The 15,252-nt window shown below is 44.6% G+C and carries 15 protein-coding genes; 8 read left to right on the top strand and 7 right to left on the bottom strand.

What is annotated here, in order from left to right; genetic code table 11:
• Positions 1 to 26: 26 nt before the first annotated feature.
• The gene (locus DL796_RS01595) at positions 27 to 2,357 is read right to left on the bottom strand and encodes a nitric-oxide reductase large subunit (RefSeq protein ID WP_110199325.1); all 2,331 of its coding nucleotides are present in this window, start codon (positions 2,355 to 2,357) and stop codon (positions 27 to 29) included.
• Positions 2,358 to 2,495: 138 nt separating this feature from the next.
• Here DL796_RS01595 and DL796_RS01590 point away from each other — a divergent pair, with 138 nt between their 5' ends.
• From DL796_RS01590 to DL796_RS01580, 3 genes are read left to right on the top strand one after another with little or no spacing between them, the layout of a single operon-like run.
• Positions 2,496 to 2,939 (top strand): Rrf2 family transcriptional regulator, encoded by a 444-nt coding sequence (locus DL796_RS01590; protein WP_110199323.1) that lies wholly within the window; start codon positions 2,496 to 2,498, stop codon positions 2,937 to 2,939.
• A 22-nt stretch (positions 2,940 to 2,961) separates the two neighbouring features.
• Positions 2,962 to 4,176: an NnrS family protein gene (locus DL796_RS01585; RefSeq protein ID WP_265090339.1), complete on the top strand. Its 1,215-nt coding sequence runs from the start codon at positions 2,962 to 2,964 to the stop codon at positions 4,174 to 4,176.
• A 3-nt stretch (positions 4,177 to 4,179) separates the two neighbouring features.
• Complete coding sequence (locus tag DL796_RS01580; RefSeq protein ID WP_110199321.1) at positions 4,180 to 5,256, top strand: NnrS family protein; 1,077 nt, start codon at positions 4,180 to 4,182, stop codon at positions 5,254 to 5,256.
• Between the two features lie 15 nt (positions 5,257 to 5,271).
• On the opposite strand, the gene DL796_RS01575 is transcribed toward DL796_RS01580, so the two are convergent.
• The gene (locus tag DL796_RS01575; RefSeq protein WP_110199319.1) at positions 5,272 to 5,871 is read right to left on the bottom strand and encodes an alpha/beta fold hydrolase; all 600 of its coding nucleotides are present in this window, start codon (positions 5,869 to 5,871) and stop codon (positions 5,272 to 5,274) included.
• A gap of 89 nt (positions 5,872 to 5,960) precedes the next feature.
• Between DL796_RS01575 and DL796_RS01570 the strand changes: the two genes are divergently transcribed.
• Positions 5,961 to 6,791, top strand: a complete 831-nt coding sequence (locus DL796_RS01570; protein WP_110199317.1) for a Dam family site-specific DNA-(adenine-N6)-methyltransferase — start codon at positions 5,961 to 5,963, stop codon at positions 6,789 to 6,791.
• Between the two features lie 3 nt (positions 6,792 to 6,794).
• On the opposite strand, the gene DL796_RS01565 is transcribed toward DL796_RS01570, so the two are convergent.
• The 3 genes from DL796_RS01565 to DL796_RS01555 form a co-directional block, all read right to left on the bottom strand.
• Positions 6,795 to 7,142 carry a DUF2970 domain-containing protein gene (locus tag DL796_RS01565; RefSeq protein WP_110199315.1) on the bottom strand — a complete coding sequence of 116 codons (348 nt, stop codon included), beginning with the start codon at positions 7,140 to 7,142 and terminating at the stop codon, positions 6,795 to 6,797.
• Positions 7,143 to 7,205: 63 nt separating this feature from the next.
• Positions 7,206 to 7,511, bottom strand: coding sequence for a hypothetical protein (locus DL796_RS01560; protein ID WP_110199313.1), 306 nt, complete (start codon positions 7,509 to 7,511; stop codon positions 7,206 to 7,208).
• 83 nt (positions 7,512 to 7,594) lie between these two features.
• Complete coding sequence (locus DL796_RS01555) at positions 7,595 to 8,974, bottom strand: 3-deoxy-7-phosphoheptulonate synthase (RefSeq protein WP_110199311.1); 1,380 nt, start codon at positions 8,972 to 8,974, stop codon at positions 7,595 to 7,597.
• 353 nt (positions 8,975 to 9,327) lie between these two features.
• Between DL796_RS01555 and radA the strand changes: the two genes are divergently transcribed.
• From radA to trmB, 4 genes are read left to right on the top strand one after another with little or no spacing between them, the layout of a single operon-like run.
• The gene (gene radA, locus DL796_RS01550; RefSeq protein WP_110199309.1) at positions 9,328 to 10,692 is read left to right on the top strand and encodes a DNA repair protein RadA; all 1,365 of its coding nucleotides are present in this window, start codon (positions 9,328 to 9,330) and stop codon (positions 10,690 to 10,692) included.
• Positions 10,693 to 10,745: 53 nt separating this feature from the next.
• Positions 10,746 to 11,924, top strand: a complete 1,179-nt coding sequence (locus tag DL796_RS01545; protein WP_196597937.1) for an ion channel — start codon at positions 10,746 to 10,748, stop codon at positions 11,922 to 11,924.
• A 17-nt stretch (positions 11,925 to 11,941) separates the two neighbouring features.
• Positions 11,942 to 12,400, top strand: a complete 459-nt coding sequence (locus DL796_RS01540; protein WP_110199307.1) for an MgtC/SapB family protein — start codon at positions 11,942 to 11,944, stop codon at positions 12,398 to 12,400.
• Positions 12,401 to 12,409: 9 nt separating this feature from the next.
• On the top strand, positions 12,410 to 13,033 hold the full coding sequence (gene trmB / locus DL796_RS01535; RefSeq protein ID WP_110199306.1) for a tRNA (guanine(46)-N(7))-methyltransferase TrmB: 624 nt from the start codon (positions 12,410 to 12,412) through the stop codon (positions 13,031 to 13,033).
• Between the two features lie 10 nt (positions 13,034 to 13,043).
• Here the strand turns inward: trmB and DL796_RS01530 are convergent, their stop codons facing one another.
• Together DL796_RS01530 and ettA are read right to left on the bottom strand one after the other, a co-directional pair.
• Positions 13,044 to 13,421, bottom strand: a complete 378-nt coding sequence (locus DL796_RS01530; protein ID WP_110199304.1) for a PilZ domain-containing protein — start codon at positions 13,419 to 13,421, stop codon at positions 13,044 to 13,046.
• 145 nt (positions 13,422 to 13,566) lie between these two features.
• Positions 13,567 to 15,237: an energy-dependent translational throttle protein EttA gene (gene ettA, locus DL796_RS01525; protein ID WP_110199302.1), complete on the bottom strand. Its 1,671-nt coding sequence runs from the start codon at positions 15,235 to 15,237 to the stop codon at positions 13,567 to 13,569.
• Positions 15,238 to 15,252: the final 15 nt, after the last annotated feature.

Raw genomic sequence — 15,252 nt, 5'->3', positions numbered from 1 at the left:
GCCTCTAAAGTTATCGTTTATATTGATTATTTAGTATCGCCACCACAGCCGCCACAGCAGTAATCTTTGCCATGCTCTAAGGCTGGCTCAAGACCTTCATCTTCAATGTCTTGCGCGGTGTCGCTACCAGGGAAGAATACCCCTTTGACTACCTGCCAGCTAACAGCAACGGCACCAACGATGAATACGATATCACCAATAGTACGGATCCAACGTAACGTTACCAGAGTTGGACTTTGTAGCACTTCTTCACTACGTGCGTACCATAAACCTTCAGACGCACTCGCAAAGAACTGAATAATACCGACGGGTAATAAACTGGTGAACAGCATCATTGCTAGGCCAATGTTCATCCACCAGAAAGAAGTTCTCATCAGCTTCTCGTTGAAGACTAAGTTTGGACGGATGTAGCGTAGGACCATCAGTACGAAGCCAAGCGCTAAGAAACCATACACCCCGAATAATGCTGCGTGAGCGTGAGTTGCTGTAGTGTTTAGACCTTGGATATAGTAGAGCGAGATTGGTGGGTTAATCATAAACCCTAGTACGCCCGCGCCTAACATGTTCCAAAAAGCTACCGCCACAAAGTACATTAATGGCCACTTAACTTTACTCATCCAAGAAGCACGATCTTTGAGCTTATAGTGCTCCCAGGCTTCGTGACCAAGCACGATTAGCGGAACCACTTCTAGCGCACTAAAGGTTGCACCAACCGCCATCACCGGAGTTGTAGTTCCTGAGAAGTACATGTGGTGGAATGTTCCTGGTACACCGCCAAGCAAGAATAGTGATGCTGAGGCTAAAGATGCTGCAGTCGCCATCTTGCGAGACACTAGGCCCATGTTGTAGAAGATGAAGGCGAGTGCTGTGGTTGCGAACACTTCAAAGAAACCTTCAACCCACAGGTGGACAATCCACCAGCGCCAGTATTCCATCACCGAGATGTGAGTACGTTCGCCGTAGAAGAAGCCTGCACCATAGAATAGACCAATGGCAACTACCGAGGCTGTGAATAACGCGAGTAAGTTTTTATCAGTCTTAACTTTAAAGGCTGGAAGAATGCAGCGAAGCATCAAGCCAAGCCAGAAAACGATACCGACAAACTTACCAATCTGCCATAGACGACCGAGATCAACGAACTCATAACCTTGGTGACCTAACCAGAAGTTCCACTCAGGAGGCATGATTTGTGCGATGGCGAAGAAGCTACCGATAAAGGTTCCTGCAACTACTACCACCAATGCCCAGAATAGAATATCTACGCCTAGTTTTTGGTATTTCGGATCCTTACCACCGTTAATGATTGGCGCTAAGAAAAGACCTGCGGCTAAGAAACCTGTGGCAATCCAGAATAGTGCGGATTGGATGTGCCAAGTTCTGACTAAGCTGTATGGGAACCATTTAGTAGTATCAATGCCGTAGAAGCCTTGGCCTTCCACAGTGTAGTGCGCAGTGAAACCACCAAGGAATACTTGTAGTACGAATAGGGCAACCACGATAAATAGGTATTTACCCAAAGCTTTTTGTGACGGAGTCAGTTTGAATGTACTGATAGGATCTTTCATTGGCGCTTCAGGCTCAACATCTTCTTTGCGCAAGAATGACCAACCCCAGACAAGGCCACCAATACCAGCAACCAATAAGATGATACTGATAATTGACCAGACTATGTTCTCAGTAGTTGGTACGTTGTCGATCAGTGGTTCGTGTGGCCAGTTGTTAGTGTAAGTTGACGAGCCATCAGGTCGATCGGTACTTGCCGCCCAAGATGTCCAATAGAAGAACTCAGCCATACGAGCGCGACGCTCAGCATCAGGCAGAGTGACTTCTTTCATCGCATAATGTTCGCGGCGCTCGCTGAACTCAGGATCGCCACCGAATAAGCGATCATAATAGTCTGCGACTTCATTAATGGCCTGTATGCGACGCTCAGAGAGGGTGACTTCACCTGTTTCAGCATTATATGTATTAGTGCGGTAAGCTTTTTTCAGCTCAAACTTAAGGTTATGCTGTTGCTGCTCATCAAGTGAATCGTATGGCATGCCATACAATTCATTGGCAGCAAGATCTAACCAAGCCAGTAGCTCTCTGTGCAACCAGTCCGCAGTCCAGTCAGGCGCTTGATACGCACCATGGCCCCAGATAGAGCCTAACTGCATACCGCCGATAGATTGCCAAGCGGTTTGACCGTCTAATATTGAATCTTTGGTCATGATAGTTTGGCCTGACTCAGACACAAACTGTACAGGAATCGGTGGTGCTTCTCGGTAGACTTCTTTACCGAAGTACCCCAGTACACCGAAGGTTATGGCTAAGATGCATATTAATAGCCACCATAGCTTTTTGTAGTCACCCATTGTAGGTCTCCCAATCGAGTAGTTAGATATAAAATGTAAAAGTAGTATTTGAAATGAATCTTTAAAGCTAGTTTACTCTTAAAGCTTAAAGAGGTAAAGTAAATGCATCTTTAAAATTTAACTTTTTTGGTAATTCGTATGACGGTTACTTCATTCACAGATTATTCATTACGAGCTTTGATTTATTTAGCGATTCAGCAGAAGGAATTGTCGACGATAAAGGAGATTGCTGAAAGCTATGACATCTCACGAAATCACCTAATGAAGGTGGTACAGGAGCTGAGCCATCGTGAGTATGTTAAGGCTATTCGAGGCAAAAACGGAGGCATAAAATTAAACCGTGAGCCAAAGGATATCAATATTGGAACATTGGTCAGAGAGCTGGAGCAAGGATCGGCTCTGGTTGAATGCTTTGGTGATAATAATCAATGTGTTATTACGCCTGCATGTCAATTGAAGAAAATGCTAGGAGAGGCGCTAGAAGGCTTTTTTGTAACACTTGAAAAATACAATTTAGCCGATTTGATTCAACCCAAAGAAAAATCTGAGCTTACTAAAATTCTGAATATTACAGCCGATTAAGGTGTGTGTGATAGGAGTATAAATGATGACCAAGTTATCAGCCGACGGCTTCATACGCGAACCTGAGCCAAAACAACCAGGTTTTGCATTCTTTAACTTAGCGTTCCGGCCGATGTTTTTATTGGGTAGCGCCTTTAGCGTAGTTAGCATCCTGCTGTGGGTATTTAGTTTTAATGGCTATTTTGTATTTGAGCCTTATGGCGGTAGTTATTGGTGGCATATGCACGAAATGCTGTTTGGTTTTGTGGCAGCCATCATGGCGGGTTTTTTATTAACAGCGGTACAAACTTGGACACAGGTTCCTAGTATCAAGGGCAAGCCCCTCATGGCACTAGTGCTGTTGTGGTTGGCTGGGCGAGTTTTAATGCTGTTTCCAGATATCGCATCGCCTGTGATAAACGCGATTGTAGATAGTTTGTTTTTACCAGCCGCAATAATTGCTTTAGCTATTCCAATTTTAAAAGTACGACAATGGCCAAATTTAGTGTTTGTTCCTGTTCTGACTTTAATGGCGATTGCCAATATCGTCATGCACATTCAGGCTCAAACTGGTGGCGCTATTCAGCAAGTGGCTTATTTTACAGTGCTTCTGATTACGCTGGTTATGTGCATTCTAGGTGGTCGTGTTTTTCCGATGTTCACTGCGAACGGTACGCAAACACAGCGTGTCCCTTCGATAGCGTGGTTGGAGCTATTCTCCATTACCTCTGTGCTTTTATGTGTGCTACTTGCTACTGGCTGGATCCCAGTGGGCGAGACGATTACTGCGGTTGTATTTATTGTTGCTGGCGTGACTAACTTCATTAGAGCATTTCGTTGGAGAATTTGGGTTACTTTTGGTACCCCACTAGTATGGCCACTGCACATCAGTTATTGGGCTTTGTCGATTGGACTTGTGCTCGTAGGGTTAGCGCAAGTGGTAGATATAATTACCATGTCGCAGGCAATTCATACCATTACAGTAGGCGCGATGGGCTTGATGATTTTGGCTATGGTTTCAAGAGTCTCGCTGGGACATACTGGTCGTAATATTGCGGTTGGTGCAGTTATGAACTTTGCGTTTATTCTTTTGGCTCTATCGTTATTGGTACGCGTGTTGATGCCTTCTCTTCTGAGCTCACACTATATTCTTCTGATGTTAGTGGCAGGAGTCATGTGGGCAGTGGCTTATACGCTCTTCGTGATCAAGTACACGGCGATACTAAGTAAGCCAAGAATCGATGGGCGTCCAGGTTAAACTATGAAAACGCGCAGAGTCTTTTTCCTAATGGGCGCCATTTTTGCCAGTATCGCGCCTTGGCTTTTGGTGGTTAGCTTTAGTGGTGTGCTAGAGTTGAACTATAGCGTGCTCGATCATGCTCATGCCATGCTCTATGGCTTCGCTGGTGCTTTAATTGTCGGTTATTTACTGGGCAAGCGTTCCGACTTTGAACTCATATTACTGGCAGTTATTTGGGGCTTGGGACGTATTTTTGAGACTTTTTCGTCACAGATCGAGCTCACCTATGTTTTGTATTTCTTGTTCGGTTTGGTCGTTGCCTACCCTATAGCGTCTAAATTTTTAGTGGCCAAAAAAGCGACTAACCTGCTGATGGTGCCCATGTTTATATTAATAGGTGGCTTTCCTTTAATCGACTATTCGATTAACTGGGTGCTTAAAGATAAGATTAGTTTAGAAGCTTTGGTGCTACTTATTACCACGCTGTTATTCTTCATGGGGGGGCGCGTCATTACACCTTTGTTAACCAAGGCGCTAAAAGACAACTATCAGCCGATTGCACATAGGGTCCAGCCTCGGCTTGAACTCGCCACCATGATGTTATTACTGGCCTCGGTGGTACTAACGGCTCTTAATATCAGCAGTCAATCAGTGGCTCTTTTGTGTGCGTTTGCGGCGCTACTGATTGTAGTGAGAATTATCCGTTGGGAGCCCTATAAGGTCAAAGGCTCACAAGGCCATCTGTGGGCTCTGTTTAGTGGCTATGCGATGCTGGCGATTGGTTTGGTGATGTACTCAGTGAGCTTGTATAGCGCAACAGAAACTACCTCAAGCTTACACATCATTATGATCGGTGGCTTAGGTGCCTTGTCGACTACGATTATGCTAAAAACCACTTATGGACGATCTGAATTACCCAATGCGTTATTTTATGTCACTGCCAGTTTAATGGTCGTGGCCGGGCTGGCTCGTTATGTGGCTAGCATCAACATCGATTATTACACCCAAATCCTCGCTGTTAGCGGACTATGTTGGAGCGTCGCTTATATTATTACTGCTGTGTATATTGCGAAAGTACCTAAGCGAGTAGCACTCTAGGGTAGTTTTCAACTATTAGCTGTTGGCAATCTTGGTGATAAATAGCTGCACTTTTTGTGCAGCTAAGTGCCAAGTGTCTTCGGTTGTGAGTTTTGAACGCTTCAAGGTTTCAAAGCTATGGTTGCCATCTTCGAGCCACTCCACTGAAATCTGTGGGCTTAGTTGGTAGCTAGCGACTTCATCGGGTTTACCAAAAGAATCGCGCGTACCTTGCAGAATAAGCGTTGGTGTTTGTAGGTCTGCTAGATGCTCGGTTCGGGGGTTCTCAGGCTTACCCGGCGGATGAAAAGGATAGCCCATAGCGATCACGCCGTCGACTTTGAGCTCGTCCGCAATCATAGTGGCGACGCGACCGCCCATCGACTTGCCACCAATAATAATAACGTCGGAAGTAACTTGACGCACCTGCTCACTAAAACTCTCGATTAACTTAGGCATTCGGTCGGGTGGCGATTTTTTACCCGTTTGTTGGCGGCGTTGCATATAAGGAAAGTCGAAGGTGATGACATTTATTTTATCGCTAGTGATTTCTCGCAGCATAAACTGCATAAACTCGGACTGAGAGTCGGCGCCAGCGCCATGGGCTAAGATAAGGGTTATACTTGTTTGACTCATGCTCGATACCTTATAAATCGTGATTTTCGCTGTTATTCGTGATCGGTTTTGATAAACTAGCGCCAATGTCTCATTATTAATATTACTACATGTCGATAGCCCAGCCTCTAAAGTTCCAACGACCTTTCCTTAAGTGGGCTGGTGGCAAGTTTAGATTATTACCTAAAGTTCTGCATCATTTACCGCAAGGGAAAAAGTTGATTGAACCCTTTGTCGGTTCTGGCGTGGTCTTTCTCAATGCGGATTACGATCGCTATTTACTGGCTGACATCAACCCTGATTTAATTAACTTGTTTAATGATCTAAAGCGTGGGAAAAGCAGCTTTATCCATTATTGTGCAAACTTTTTTACAGAAGAAAACAATAAAGAAAAACGTTTTTATGAGCTGCGCGAATATTTTAACCAGTTAGAAGCGGGTAAAGAGCGTTCGGCTTTATTTTTATATTTTAATCGTCACGGCTATAACGGTTTGTGTCGCTATAATCGCTCTGGTGGGTTCAACGTACCTTTTGGGCGTTACAAAAGACCTTACTTTCCTGGTCATGAATTAGAGTTGTTTGCGAAAAAGTCGCAAAAAGCTGAGTTCAAATGCCAAAGTTTTAGGCAAAGCTTTAATGCTTCACGAAACGGTGACGTTATTTATTGCGATCCACCCTATATTCCGCAAAGTCTTACTGCTAACTTTACCGATTACACCAAGCAAGGTTTCACCTATGGGCAGCAGGTTGAATTAGGCTATCTTGCAGAAAGAGCTAGAGAGAAGGGGGTGGTGACGGTTGTATCTAATCACGATACGGTGGTTGCGCGAGAAATTTATAAGGAAGCAACGACCATTGCCAGCTTTGATGTGCAGCGTTTTATATCGTGTGATGGCAACAATCGCGCCAAAGCAAAAGAGTTACTTGCTGTTTATAAATAAGCGTTAGCCGACACCAGCGTTTTCAAGAGCTGTATCAACAAAGTATAAGATGGTTAAAATAAAAACCACCACAAAAATAATGCCGCCGATAATAAAGTGAACCGGGTTTCCTTTTTCAAAGTCTTTTTGACGTTGTTTTTCAGATTGGACTCCAAACATGGCGCCGAGGATAGTTTGTAGCGTTGATAAAAGCCCTGTGCCATCTTGAGATGTTGGACTGGTCTCAGTAGTTTCTGCCGAATCTTGTTTCTCTTGGGATTGACTTTTTTGAGGTTGGTTTTCTTGAGTCTTTTTAGCTTCAGAGCTATCGTCCAACTCAGGACGGCTGGAAGAAGGATGTTCTTGGTTCATTATTCTCTTATCACTAATTTATGGCTTTATATGAGATTAACATAACCTCACCAAAGGTAAAAATTAAGATCTATCGAATAACTCCAAAAACTGGATGAAATGTAGACTTGGCATATTATGCGACTCTGTTAACCAAGAGAACCAGCTGGCTGATTTCTTATTGTTCATTTCGGAGGCCATACGATTTGGTGCAGGCTCCAAAAGTTCAGGTTCTAAAGAGGTGATAATATGTAACTCATCACTGCTGTAACTGATTTGGTTACTGTCAGAGCAGATCTGGGCTTTTGCGATAGCATTAGAACCGCCCAAGATGCTTAAAGAAACACCGGCAATAATTATTAGTTGTTTAATGCTTTTACTTAATATCATGGTTTGCTCCTACCATATACGATACGCCCACAGTTACCCCATTAGGGATATCTCCTGAATATACGATAGAATGTGCTTATGGATCAAGAGTTTGATGAGCTTTTTTGCTCATGTGAAAGGTTTTTTATTGAGTCCAGCTCTAAACTGTCAATTAATTCAAAGGCTTGACTTAAATTAAGTCGAGGGTCAACCAAGCTGGTATAAGCTTCTCCGAGTTCTTTAGGCTCGATGCTGTAGCTACTACCGACACACTCCATAACAGCTTCACCGGTCATCTCAAGGTGAATAGCGCCCAAGAAAGAGTCATATTTACTATGAATATCAAAGGCTTGCTGGAGTTCTGATAAAACGTGTTCAAAGTCGCGAGTTTTAAAGCCATTAGCGCTAAGCTCGGTATTGCCGTGCATCGGATCACAGCTCCAAAGCACCTTAATGTTCGCTTTTTGTATCGCTTCAATCATTGCTGGGAGGGTGTTTGCGATCGCTTTATGTCCAAAGCGCTGGATTAGCGTTAAACGGCCTGCCTCATTATTGGGGTTGAGCCATTGGCATAATTCGACTAAATCCTGAGGATTTACCGTTGGCCCGACTTTGATGGCTATGGGGTTGGCAATACCGCGCAAATACTCCAAATGAGCGCTTTCGCTTTGCACCGTTCGCATGCCTACCCAAGGGAAGTGGGTCGATAGGTTATACCAGCGACCGTTACTCGCTTTACGAGTCAGTGCCTGCTCGTAATGCAAATGGAGCGCCTCATGGCTGGTGTAAAACTCAGTCAGGTTTTTATGCGCAGTTTGCTTGCCATTGAATTGATGGAAAATATTTAGCGCATCTTGAAAGTTTCGTAAACTGTTGTGCAGCTCTTTTTTGCTCGCTAAGTTTTTAAGCGAGGAAACTTCTTGTTCGAGATTAAACAGCTGATCAAGCTCGCTTTCGAGTAAAGAGCGGATATAGTTCAAGGTTAGAGATGCATAGCTATAACCCTCTAACATTCGAGCAGGATCTGGTGCTCGAGCTGACTCACTGAAGTGAACATGATTGACCAAGTCGCCGCGATAGCTGGTTAAAGTGGTTTCGCCTTGAGTTTCGGTTAAAGCAGAGCGAGGCTTGGCATATTGCCCTGCGATACGCCCGACACGAGTAATGGGCTTTTGAGTCTTTTGGCTAATAAGTAGGCTAAGACTAAGTAAACTACGGACTTTTTTTGAGATAGCATCGGCATTACAGTCGGAGAAAGACTCGGCGCAATCGCCGCCCTGCACAATAAAGCGCTCACCACGCTGAGCAGATGCTATGTGCTCGCGCAAAGTATCGACTTCTGATGATGAAACCAAAGGTGGGAGTTGGCACAGCTTAGCGACCACTTGCTGCAAAGCTTGCGGATCACCGTATTTAATTTGTTGGCTAACGGGCTTAGATTTCCAGCTATCTGGAGTCCAATCGTCAGCGTTGCGCTCAACCATGCTAAATCATTTTAATTACTTCAATAAATCTATTCTATCCCATAAGATAGAGGCGGGCAAAAAGTTGTTTCTTGCAAAATTGATTTGAGTAAAGTGAGACTGCAAGCCTTTGAGCTTATAGTCACGTTGGCTTTTATGAGACTCAATTTAAAGAAATTAGAAGAAACACTATAAAACGGCTTGGCTTTTGGGACACATTTAAAAAAGTTAGGAGAATTTAGAAAAGTTGAGGTGACGTTAATCGAGGCAAAACAGAGCGAAACAGCGGAGTTTATTGTTTGATAAATAAGCAGGTTGAGCGATGTTTTAACGAAGAGTAATAGCGGAAAGTTCAGCTTTTCAGGAACATAAATATGGCGAAAGTAAAAACAATCTACGTCTGCCAAGAATGCGGCTCAGAAACCCCGCAATGGGCGGGGCAGTGCGGGCAATGTAAGGCTTGGAACTCTTTGGTCGAGCAGGCCAACGTTAAGCAATCCAAAGGTGAGAAAAGCTCACGTTTCACGGGCTATGCTGGTGAACAAAGTAAAGTGGTACAGATGAATAAAGTGGATTTGTCTGAAGTGCCACGAATGGGCTCTGGCTTGTCTGAGCTAGATCGCGTTTTGGGTGGCGGTTTAGTGCCGGGCTCGGTGGTGCTGATGGGCGGCGACCCAGGTATTGGTAAATCCACTATCCTTTTACAAAGTTTGTGCGCGATTAGTAAAGAAACGCCAGTGTTATACGTCACCGGTGAGGAATCGATGCAACAGGTGACCATGCGAGCGCAGCGTTTAGGGCTCGAAACTGGGGATTTTTCTTTATTAACCGAAACACAAGTCGAGCAGATTACGACGCAGGCGCTAATGCAGAAGCCGAAAGTCATGGTGGTGGATTCGATCCAGACGATTTACACCGAAATGTTACAGTCGGCACCAGGCGGTGTGGCTCAGGTTCGTGAGTCTGCGGCGCAACTGGTGAGGTTCGCCAAACAAACCGGCACAACCTTGTTAGTTGTTGGTCATGTGACTAAAGACGGTGCCTTGGCGGGGCCTCGAGTGTTAGAGCACATGGTAGATGCGGTACTCTACTTTGAAGGCGAACGTGATGGGCGATTACGTTTATTACGCGCCGTAAAAAACCGTTTTGGCGCGGTTAATGAGCTGGGTGTTTTTGCGATGACCGATGAAGGTCTAAAGCAGGTCAAAAACCCGTCCGCTATCTTTTTATCGAAATATACCGATCCCGTAGCCGGCAGCGCTATTGTTTCCACTTGGGAAGGGACTCGACCAATGCTGGTAGAGATTCAGGCGCTTGTGGATACTTCTCATGCGCCGCAGCCTAAGCGAGTGGCGGTTGGTTTAGATCATCAGCGAATTGCAATGTTGTTAGCGGTGCTAAATCGACATGGTGGGGTAGCAACCTTCGATCAGGATGTATTTGCTAACGTGGTAGGTGGTGTTCGAGTGATGGAGACGAGCTCAGATTTGGCGCTGATTGCCGCTATTATCTCTAGCTTACGGAATCGTCCTTTGGAAGAGCATTTAGTCATCTTTGGTGAAGTTGGTTTGGCTGGCGAAGTGCGACCAGTTCCGAATGGGCAGGAGCGTTTGAAAGAAGCGGCGAAACATGGCTTCAAAAAAGCGATTATTCCGAAAGGAAACTTACCGTCTAAAAAACTAGATGGTCTAGAAGTACATGGCGTGAGTCGTTTGCAGGAGATGATTAATTTACTGTAAAGTAAACTAGCTTAGTTCGAAATAACTCTAACCATCTAAGAAGGGAAACTTCCGTGATAAGTAGTTTTAATGAACCGTGGCGCGAAAAATTTGAAGCTCTTGGGAAAATACTAAAAGCTAAGTATTGGTTCCCACACTGGATTATGGCTGCCTTATTTATCATTGGTGGTGTTTGGTTATTCCAGACTGATTTTGGCGATCGCTGGCTACCTTATCTCGAAGATATTGTTACCGGTGATAGAGAGTTATCGCCGAGGAATTTGCCACCGCTTGTGATTGGTGGTGGCATGATCATGATGTCTCTTGGCTTGTTACTGCATTCTCGAATTGCTTGGTCAATGTCGTTATTTTTAGCTGGTTTGGCGCTAGTCAGTATCATTTGGGCCGACAGAAGTAGCTGGCAACTGACTTACTTTGTAATCTTAATTGTTTGCCTCGCGCTGTTCCGACGATCATTCTACAAATCAAGCTTGGCTGCTAACTCTATCTTTGCTTTAGCATCTACTGTAATGCTATTGCTCTATTCAGTTATTGGAAGTTTTTATTTAGGCAAGGAGTTCGACCCCCACATAACGGAGTGGGTAACGGCACTTTATTACTCAATTGTGACCATGACCACCGTAGGTTATGGTGATATCAATCCTGTAACCGTCGAAGCCAAACTGTTTAGTATCTCCGTCATCATTCTTGGCGTTGCAGTGTTCGCAACATCCTTAACCGCAATTATCGCGCCCATGATAAAGGCGAGCCTGACGAAGATAATGGTACATAAAGGTAATTCTATGAAAAGAGAAAACCACTACATTGTTATTGGTAATAACTCACTGGCGATCAATACTTGTAACGAACTTAAAGATCGTGGCAAGCACGTTACACGAATCGTACAGCCCAACGTCGATAAAGACAGTGTTTCTGGTGAAGATGTCATATTCGGTGAACCGAGCGACATCGAAAACCTAGAAGAGTCGGGCGTGAAAAAAGCCAAGGCGGTGATTTCATTATTAGATGATGACTCTGAAAATGCTTTTGTAATTTTAGCGGTCAAAGAGGTTTGCGATTCAGTTAAGACGGTCACTGCCGTGAATGACACTTATAACCTGAAACGAGTAAAACTGGTTCAGCCTGATGTTATTATTGCTCCTCAAATTTTGGGTGGTGAGCTGGTGGCGATGCACCTAGAAGGCGAAGAAGTCTCATCAGACTTTTTGATGGAGCGGTTATTTCAGCAGTGATTTGCTAGGAGTCATGTATGTTAGAAATTGATTGGAATGTGGTACTCAATCACCTTGTCACAATGGTGGTGGCTTACATTTTAGCCTTCCCGATTGCTTGGAATCGTGAAAGTGAAACAAAAAGTGCTGGCATCCGAACCTTTCCACTAGTCAGTATCGCCTCTTGTGGTTTTGTACTAATTGCAATGGATATTTTTAGTGGTGATGCCGGCGCACAAGCGAGGATTCTTGAAGGTGTGGTAACGGGGATTGGCTTTATTGGCGGTGGTGCTATTTTGAAAAACGGCAGTAGTGTTACAGGCTTGGCAACAGCCGCAAGTTTGTGGGGTACTGCAGCGATTGGCATAGCCGTCGCGACGCACCGGCTAGAGATCGCCATACTGTTATGTATCGTAACGTTTACCACTTTGCAGGTTATGGCTAAGGTAAAGAAGAAAGTTCCTGAGAATGAAGAACGCTGTGAAAACGATGGTTAAAATAACTGAATGAATACAACAAAAGAACGAAAATTTAAACCAGGCAAACTGTTCGAACCACGAGATTTTAAACGACCTATAATTCAACAAGAACAATATTTAGAGATTGGTGCTGGCAAAGGGATGCATGCGATGCAGTTCGCACAAGCAAATCCAGATAAGCACCTTATCGCAATCGAGCGCACCCGTGCTAAGTTTGATGTGTTTGCAGAAAGAGCCGAGGATTTATCTTTAAATAACTTACAAGCCGTGCATGCGGACGCTATTCCTTGGGTTGTGCATGCTTTGCCTCCTCAGTCATTGTCTGGTGTTTTTTTATTGTATCCAAATCCAGAGCCTAAAAACGCTAGTCAACGTTGGCTGAATATGCCGTTTTTTGAATTTTTAATATCGCGCATGAAGCCAAACGTCTCATTGCTATTAGTGACGAATATAGAAGAGTACTTTAAAGAAGCGATCGAAGTGAATGGCCAAACATGGAAGCTAGAAGCAGAAGCGAGTGAGGTGCCAAGAGATAGTGCGAGGACACATTTTGAAATCAAGTACCTCGCGCGTGGTGAAACATGCTACCAACTAAAGCTAACTAAGCCGCAACATTATAAAACAGATTTTGATGAATGGTCGCTAATTTAATGAAGGGAGATTAAGAGTCGATATCTTCGGCGTTTTTTTCCCACAATGCTTGTGACTCTTGGTGGATCACTTCAGCATCGTTATTGTGCAAGGTTAATATGGCTCTGAGGTGTAACATGCTATCGATATCAATTTCCTTACACTCGACGCCATAGTCATTGTTGTTGTGATAAACAATCTTAGCAATCATATCGACGGGTGGTGATAACTCATCGAAGATGATGTGTAGTTTTATTGGTGCTTCACTGCTTAAGTCTGCTTCTGTGATTAGGTGTGCGCCATTCAGTGAAACGTCGGCAACTTTGGCTACAAATTTTTCGCCAAATTGTTCCACTAGGGCTTTCGCCGAAACGGGGATACGAGTGAAGTGTCTACGTTCTTCGTTGATAGTACAATTCCTTTGTCTGAACGATTTAGATTGTGTTTAGATTAGCAAAAGTGCTTGAGATTGTCGAAGGGAAAAGATGTGAACTGTCGCTTAAAGTTGGCAACACCTGCGCCGTATTCGACGCGGATGTTGCCATGCTTGATGGTTACGACTTAGTGATTTTGCGGTATTTAATACGGTGTGGCTGATCGGCTTCTGCGCCAAGGCGACGCTTGCGATCCGCTTCGTATTCTTGATAGTTACCTTCAAACCAAACCGTTTCACTGTCGCCCTCAAACGCTAAGATATGCGTTGCGATACGGTCTAAGAACCAACGGTCGTGCGAGATAACCACGGCACAACCCGGGAAGGCCAGTAGCGCATCCTCAAGAGCTCGTAAGGTTTCCACGTCCAAGTCGTTGGTCGGTTCATCCAGTAGCAACACGTTGCCACCACTTTTCAGAAGTTTCGCTAGGTGAACACGGTTACGCTCACCACCTGATAAGTTACCGATAAGTTTTTGCTGATCGGTGCCTTTAAAGTTAAAGCGACCTACATAAGCACGCGAAGGTGTTTCGTAGTTGCCCACAGTAATGATGTCTAAGCCATCAGAGATCTCTTCCCATACAGTCTTACTGTCGTCTAAAGAATCACGGCTTTGATCAACATAGGCTAAATCAACAGTTTCACCAATGATTAGCTCACCAGAATCCGGTTGCTCTTGCCCCGTCATCATTTTGAACATCGTCGACTTACCAGCACCGTTCGGACCAATAACACCGACGATACCACCTTGCGGTAGGTTGAAGTTTAAGTCGTTATACAGCAACTTATCGCCAAATGTTTTGGTCAAGCCCTTAGCGGTAATGACCTGAGCGCCTAGACGCGGGCCTGGTGGAATATAAAGCTCGCGTGTTTCGTTGCGTTGCTGGAACTCTTTGCTTGAGAGTTCTTCAAAGCGTGATAAACGCGCTTTAGATTTAGCTTGGCGACCTTTCGCGTTTGAGCGTACCCATTCAAGCTCTTCTTTCATGGTTTTCTGGCGCGAAGCTTCTTGCTTCTCTTCTATCTCAAGTCGAGCAGATTTTTGCTCAAGCCATGACGAATAGTTACCTTCCCATGGAATACCTTCACCACGGTCAAGCTCTAGAATCCAACCAGCAGCGTTATCTAAGAAATAACGGTCGTGGGTAATCGCCACAACGGTACCGTTATAATCGACTAAGAAACGCTCTAACCAAGCCACTGACTCAGCGTCCAGGTGGTTGGTCGGCTCGTCCAGAAGTAGCATGTCTGGATGCTCTAAAAGTAAACGACAAATAGCAACACGACGACGCTCACCACCTGATAAGTGTTCTACCTTGGCGTCCCACTCAGGAAGTCTAAGAGCATCAGCAGCACGCTCTAAAGCGTTTTCTAGATTATGCCCATCGCTTGCTTGAATAATTGCTTCTAACTCGCCTTGTCGCTTCGCTAAAGCGTCGAAATCTGCGTTTTCTTCAGCGTAAGCTGCATAAACCTGATCCAACTCAGCTAGAGCTTCTTTGACGTGAGTCACCGACTCTTCAACAATCTCACGAACAGTTTTGCTTTCGTCGAGCTGAGGCTCCTGTGGCAAGTAGCCAATTTTAATCCCAGGCTGTGGACGAGCTTCGCCATCATGATCCTGGTCAATGCCAGCCATGATGCGTAATAGGGTTGATTTACCGGCACCGTTTAGACCCAAAACGCCAATTTTTGCGCCAGGGAAGAAAGATAAAGAAATATCCTTTAAGATAGTTTTATTCGGGGGAACGATTTTGCTCACCCGATTCATGGTGTATATATATTGAGCCATTAAAATAATACCTTA

The organism is Kangiella spongicola (genome assembly GCF_003194565.2).
Classification (GTDB): Bacteria; Pseudomonadota; Gammaproteobacteria; order Enterobacterales; family Kangiellaceae; genus Kangiella; species Kangiella spongicola.
Note: the sequence above shows the minus strand (reverse complement) of the source record. Positions and strands in the feature narration are given on the sequence as shown.

What these genes read in the sequence shown, in the direction of transcription:
- DL796_RS01595 (WP_110199325.1), bottom strand. Translation starts at nt 2,357, where the DNA reads ATGGGTGACTACAAAAAGCTATGGTGGCTATTAATATGCATCTTAGCC.
- DL796_RS01590 (WP_110199323.1), top strand. Translation starts at nt 2,496, where the DNA reads ATGACGGTTACTTCATTCACAGATTATTCATTACGAGCTTTGATTTAT.
- DL796_RS01585 (WP_265090339.1), top strand. Translation starts at nt 2,962, where the DNA reads ATGATGACCAAGTTATCAGCCGACGGCTTCATACGCGAACCTGAGCCA.
- DL796_RS01580 (WP_110199321.1), top strand. Translation starts at nt 4,180, where the DNA reads ATGAAAACGCGCAGAGTCTTTTTCCTAATGGGCGCCATTTTTGCCAGT.
- DL796_RS01575 (WP_110199319.1), bottom strand. Translation starts at nt 5,871, where the DNA reads ATGAGTCAAACAAGTATAACCCTTATCTTAGCCCATGGCGCTGGCGCC.
- DL796_RS01570 (WP_110199317.1), top strand. Translation starts at nt 5,961, where the DNA reads ATGTCGATAGCCCAGCCTCTAAAGTTCCAACGACCTTTCCTTAAGTGG.
- DL796_RS01565 (WP_110199315.1), bottom strand. Translation starts at nt 7,142, where the DNA reads ATGAACCAAGAACATCCTTCTTCCAGCCGTCCTGAGTTGGACGATAGC.
- DL796_RS01560 (WP_110199313.1), bottom strand. Translation starts at nt 7,511, where the DNA reads ATGATATTAAGTAAAAGCATTAAACAACTAATAATTATTGCCGGTGTT.
- DL796_RS01555 (WP_110199311.1), bottom strand. Translation starts at nt 8,974, where the DNA reads ATGGTTGAGCGCAACGCTGACGATTGGACTCCAGATAGCTGGAAATCT.
- radA (WP_110199309.1), top strand. Translation starts at nt 9,328, where the DNA reads ATGGCGAAAGTAAAAACAATCTACGTCTGCCAAGAATGCGGCTCAGAA.
- DL796_RS01540 (WP_110199307.1), top strand. Translation starts at nt 11,942, where the DNA reads ATGTTAGAAATTGATTGGAATGTGGTACTCAATCACCTTGTCACAATG.
- trmB (WP_110199306.1), top strand. Translation starts at nt 12,410, where the DNA reads ATGAATACAACAAAAGAACGAAAATTTAAACCAGGCAAACTGTTCGAA.
- ettA (WP_110199302.1), bottom strand. Translation starts at nt 15,237, where the DNA reads ATGGCTCAATATATATACACCATGAATCGGGTGAGCAAAATCGTTCCC.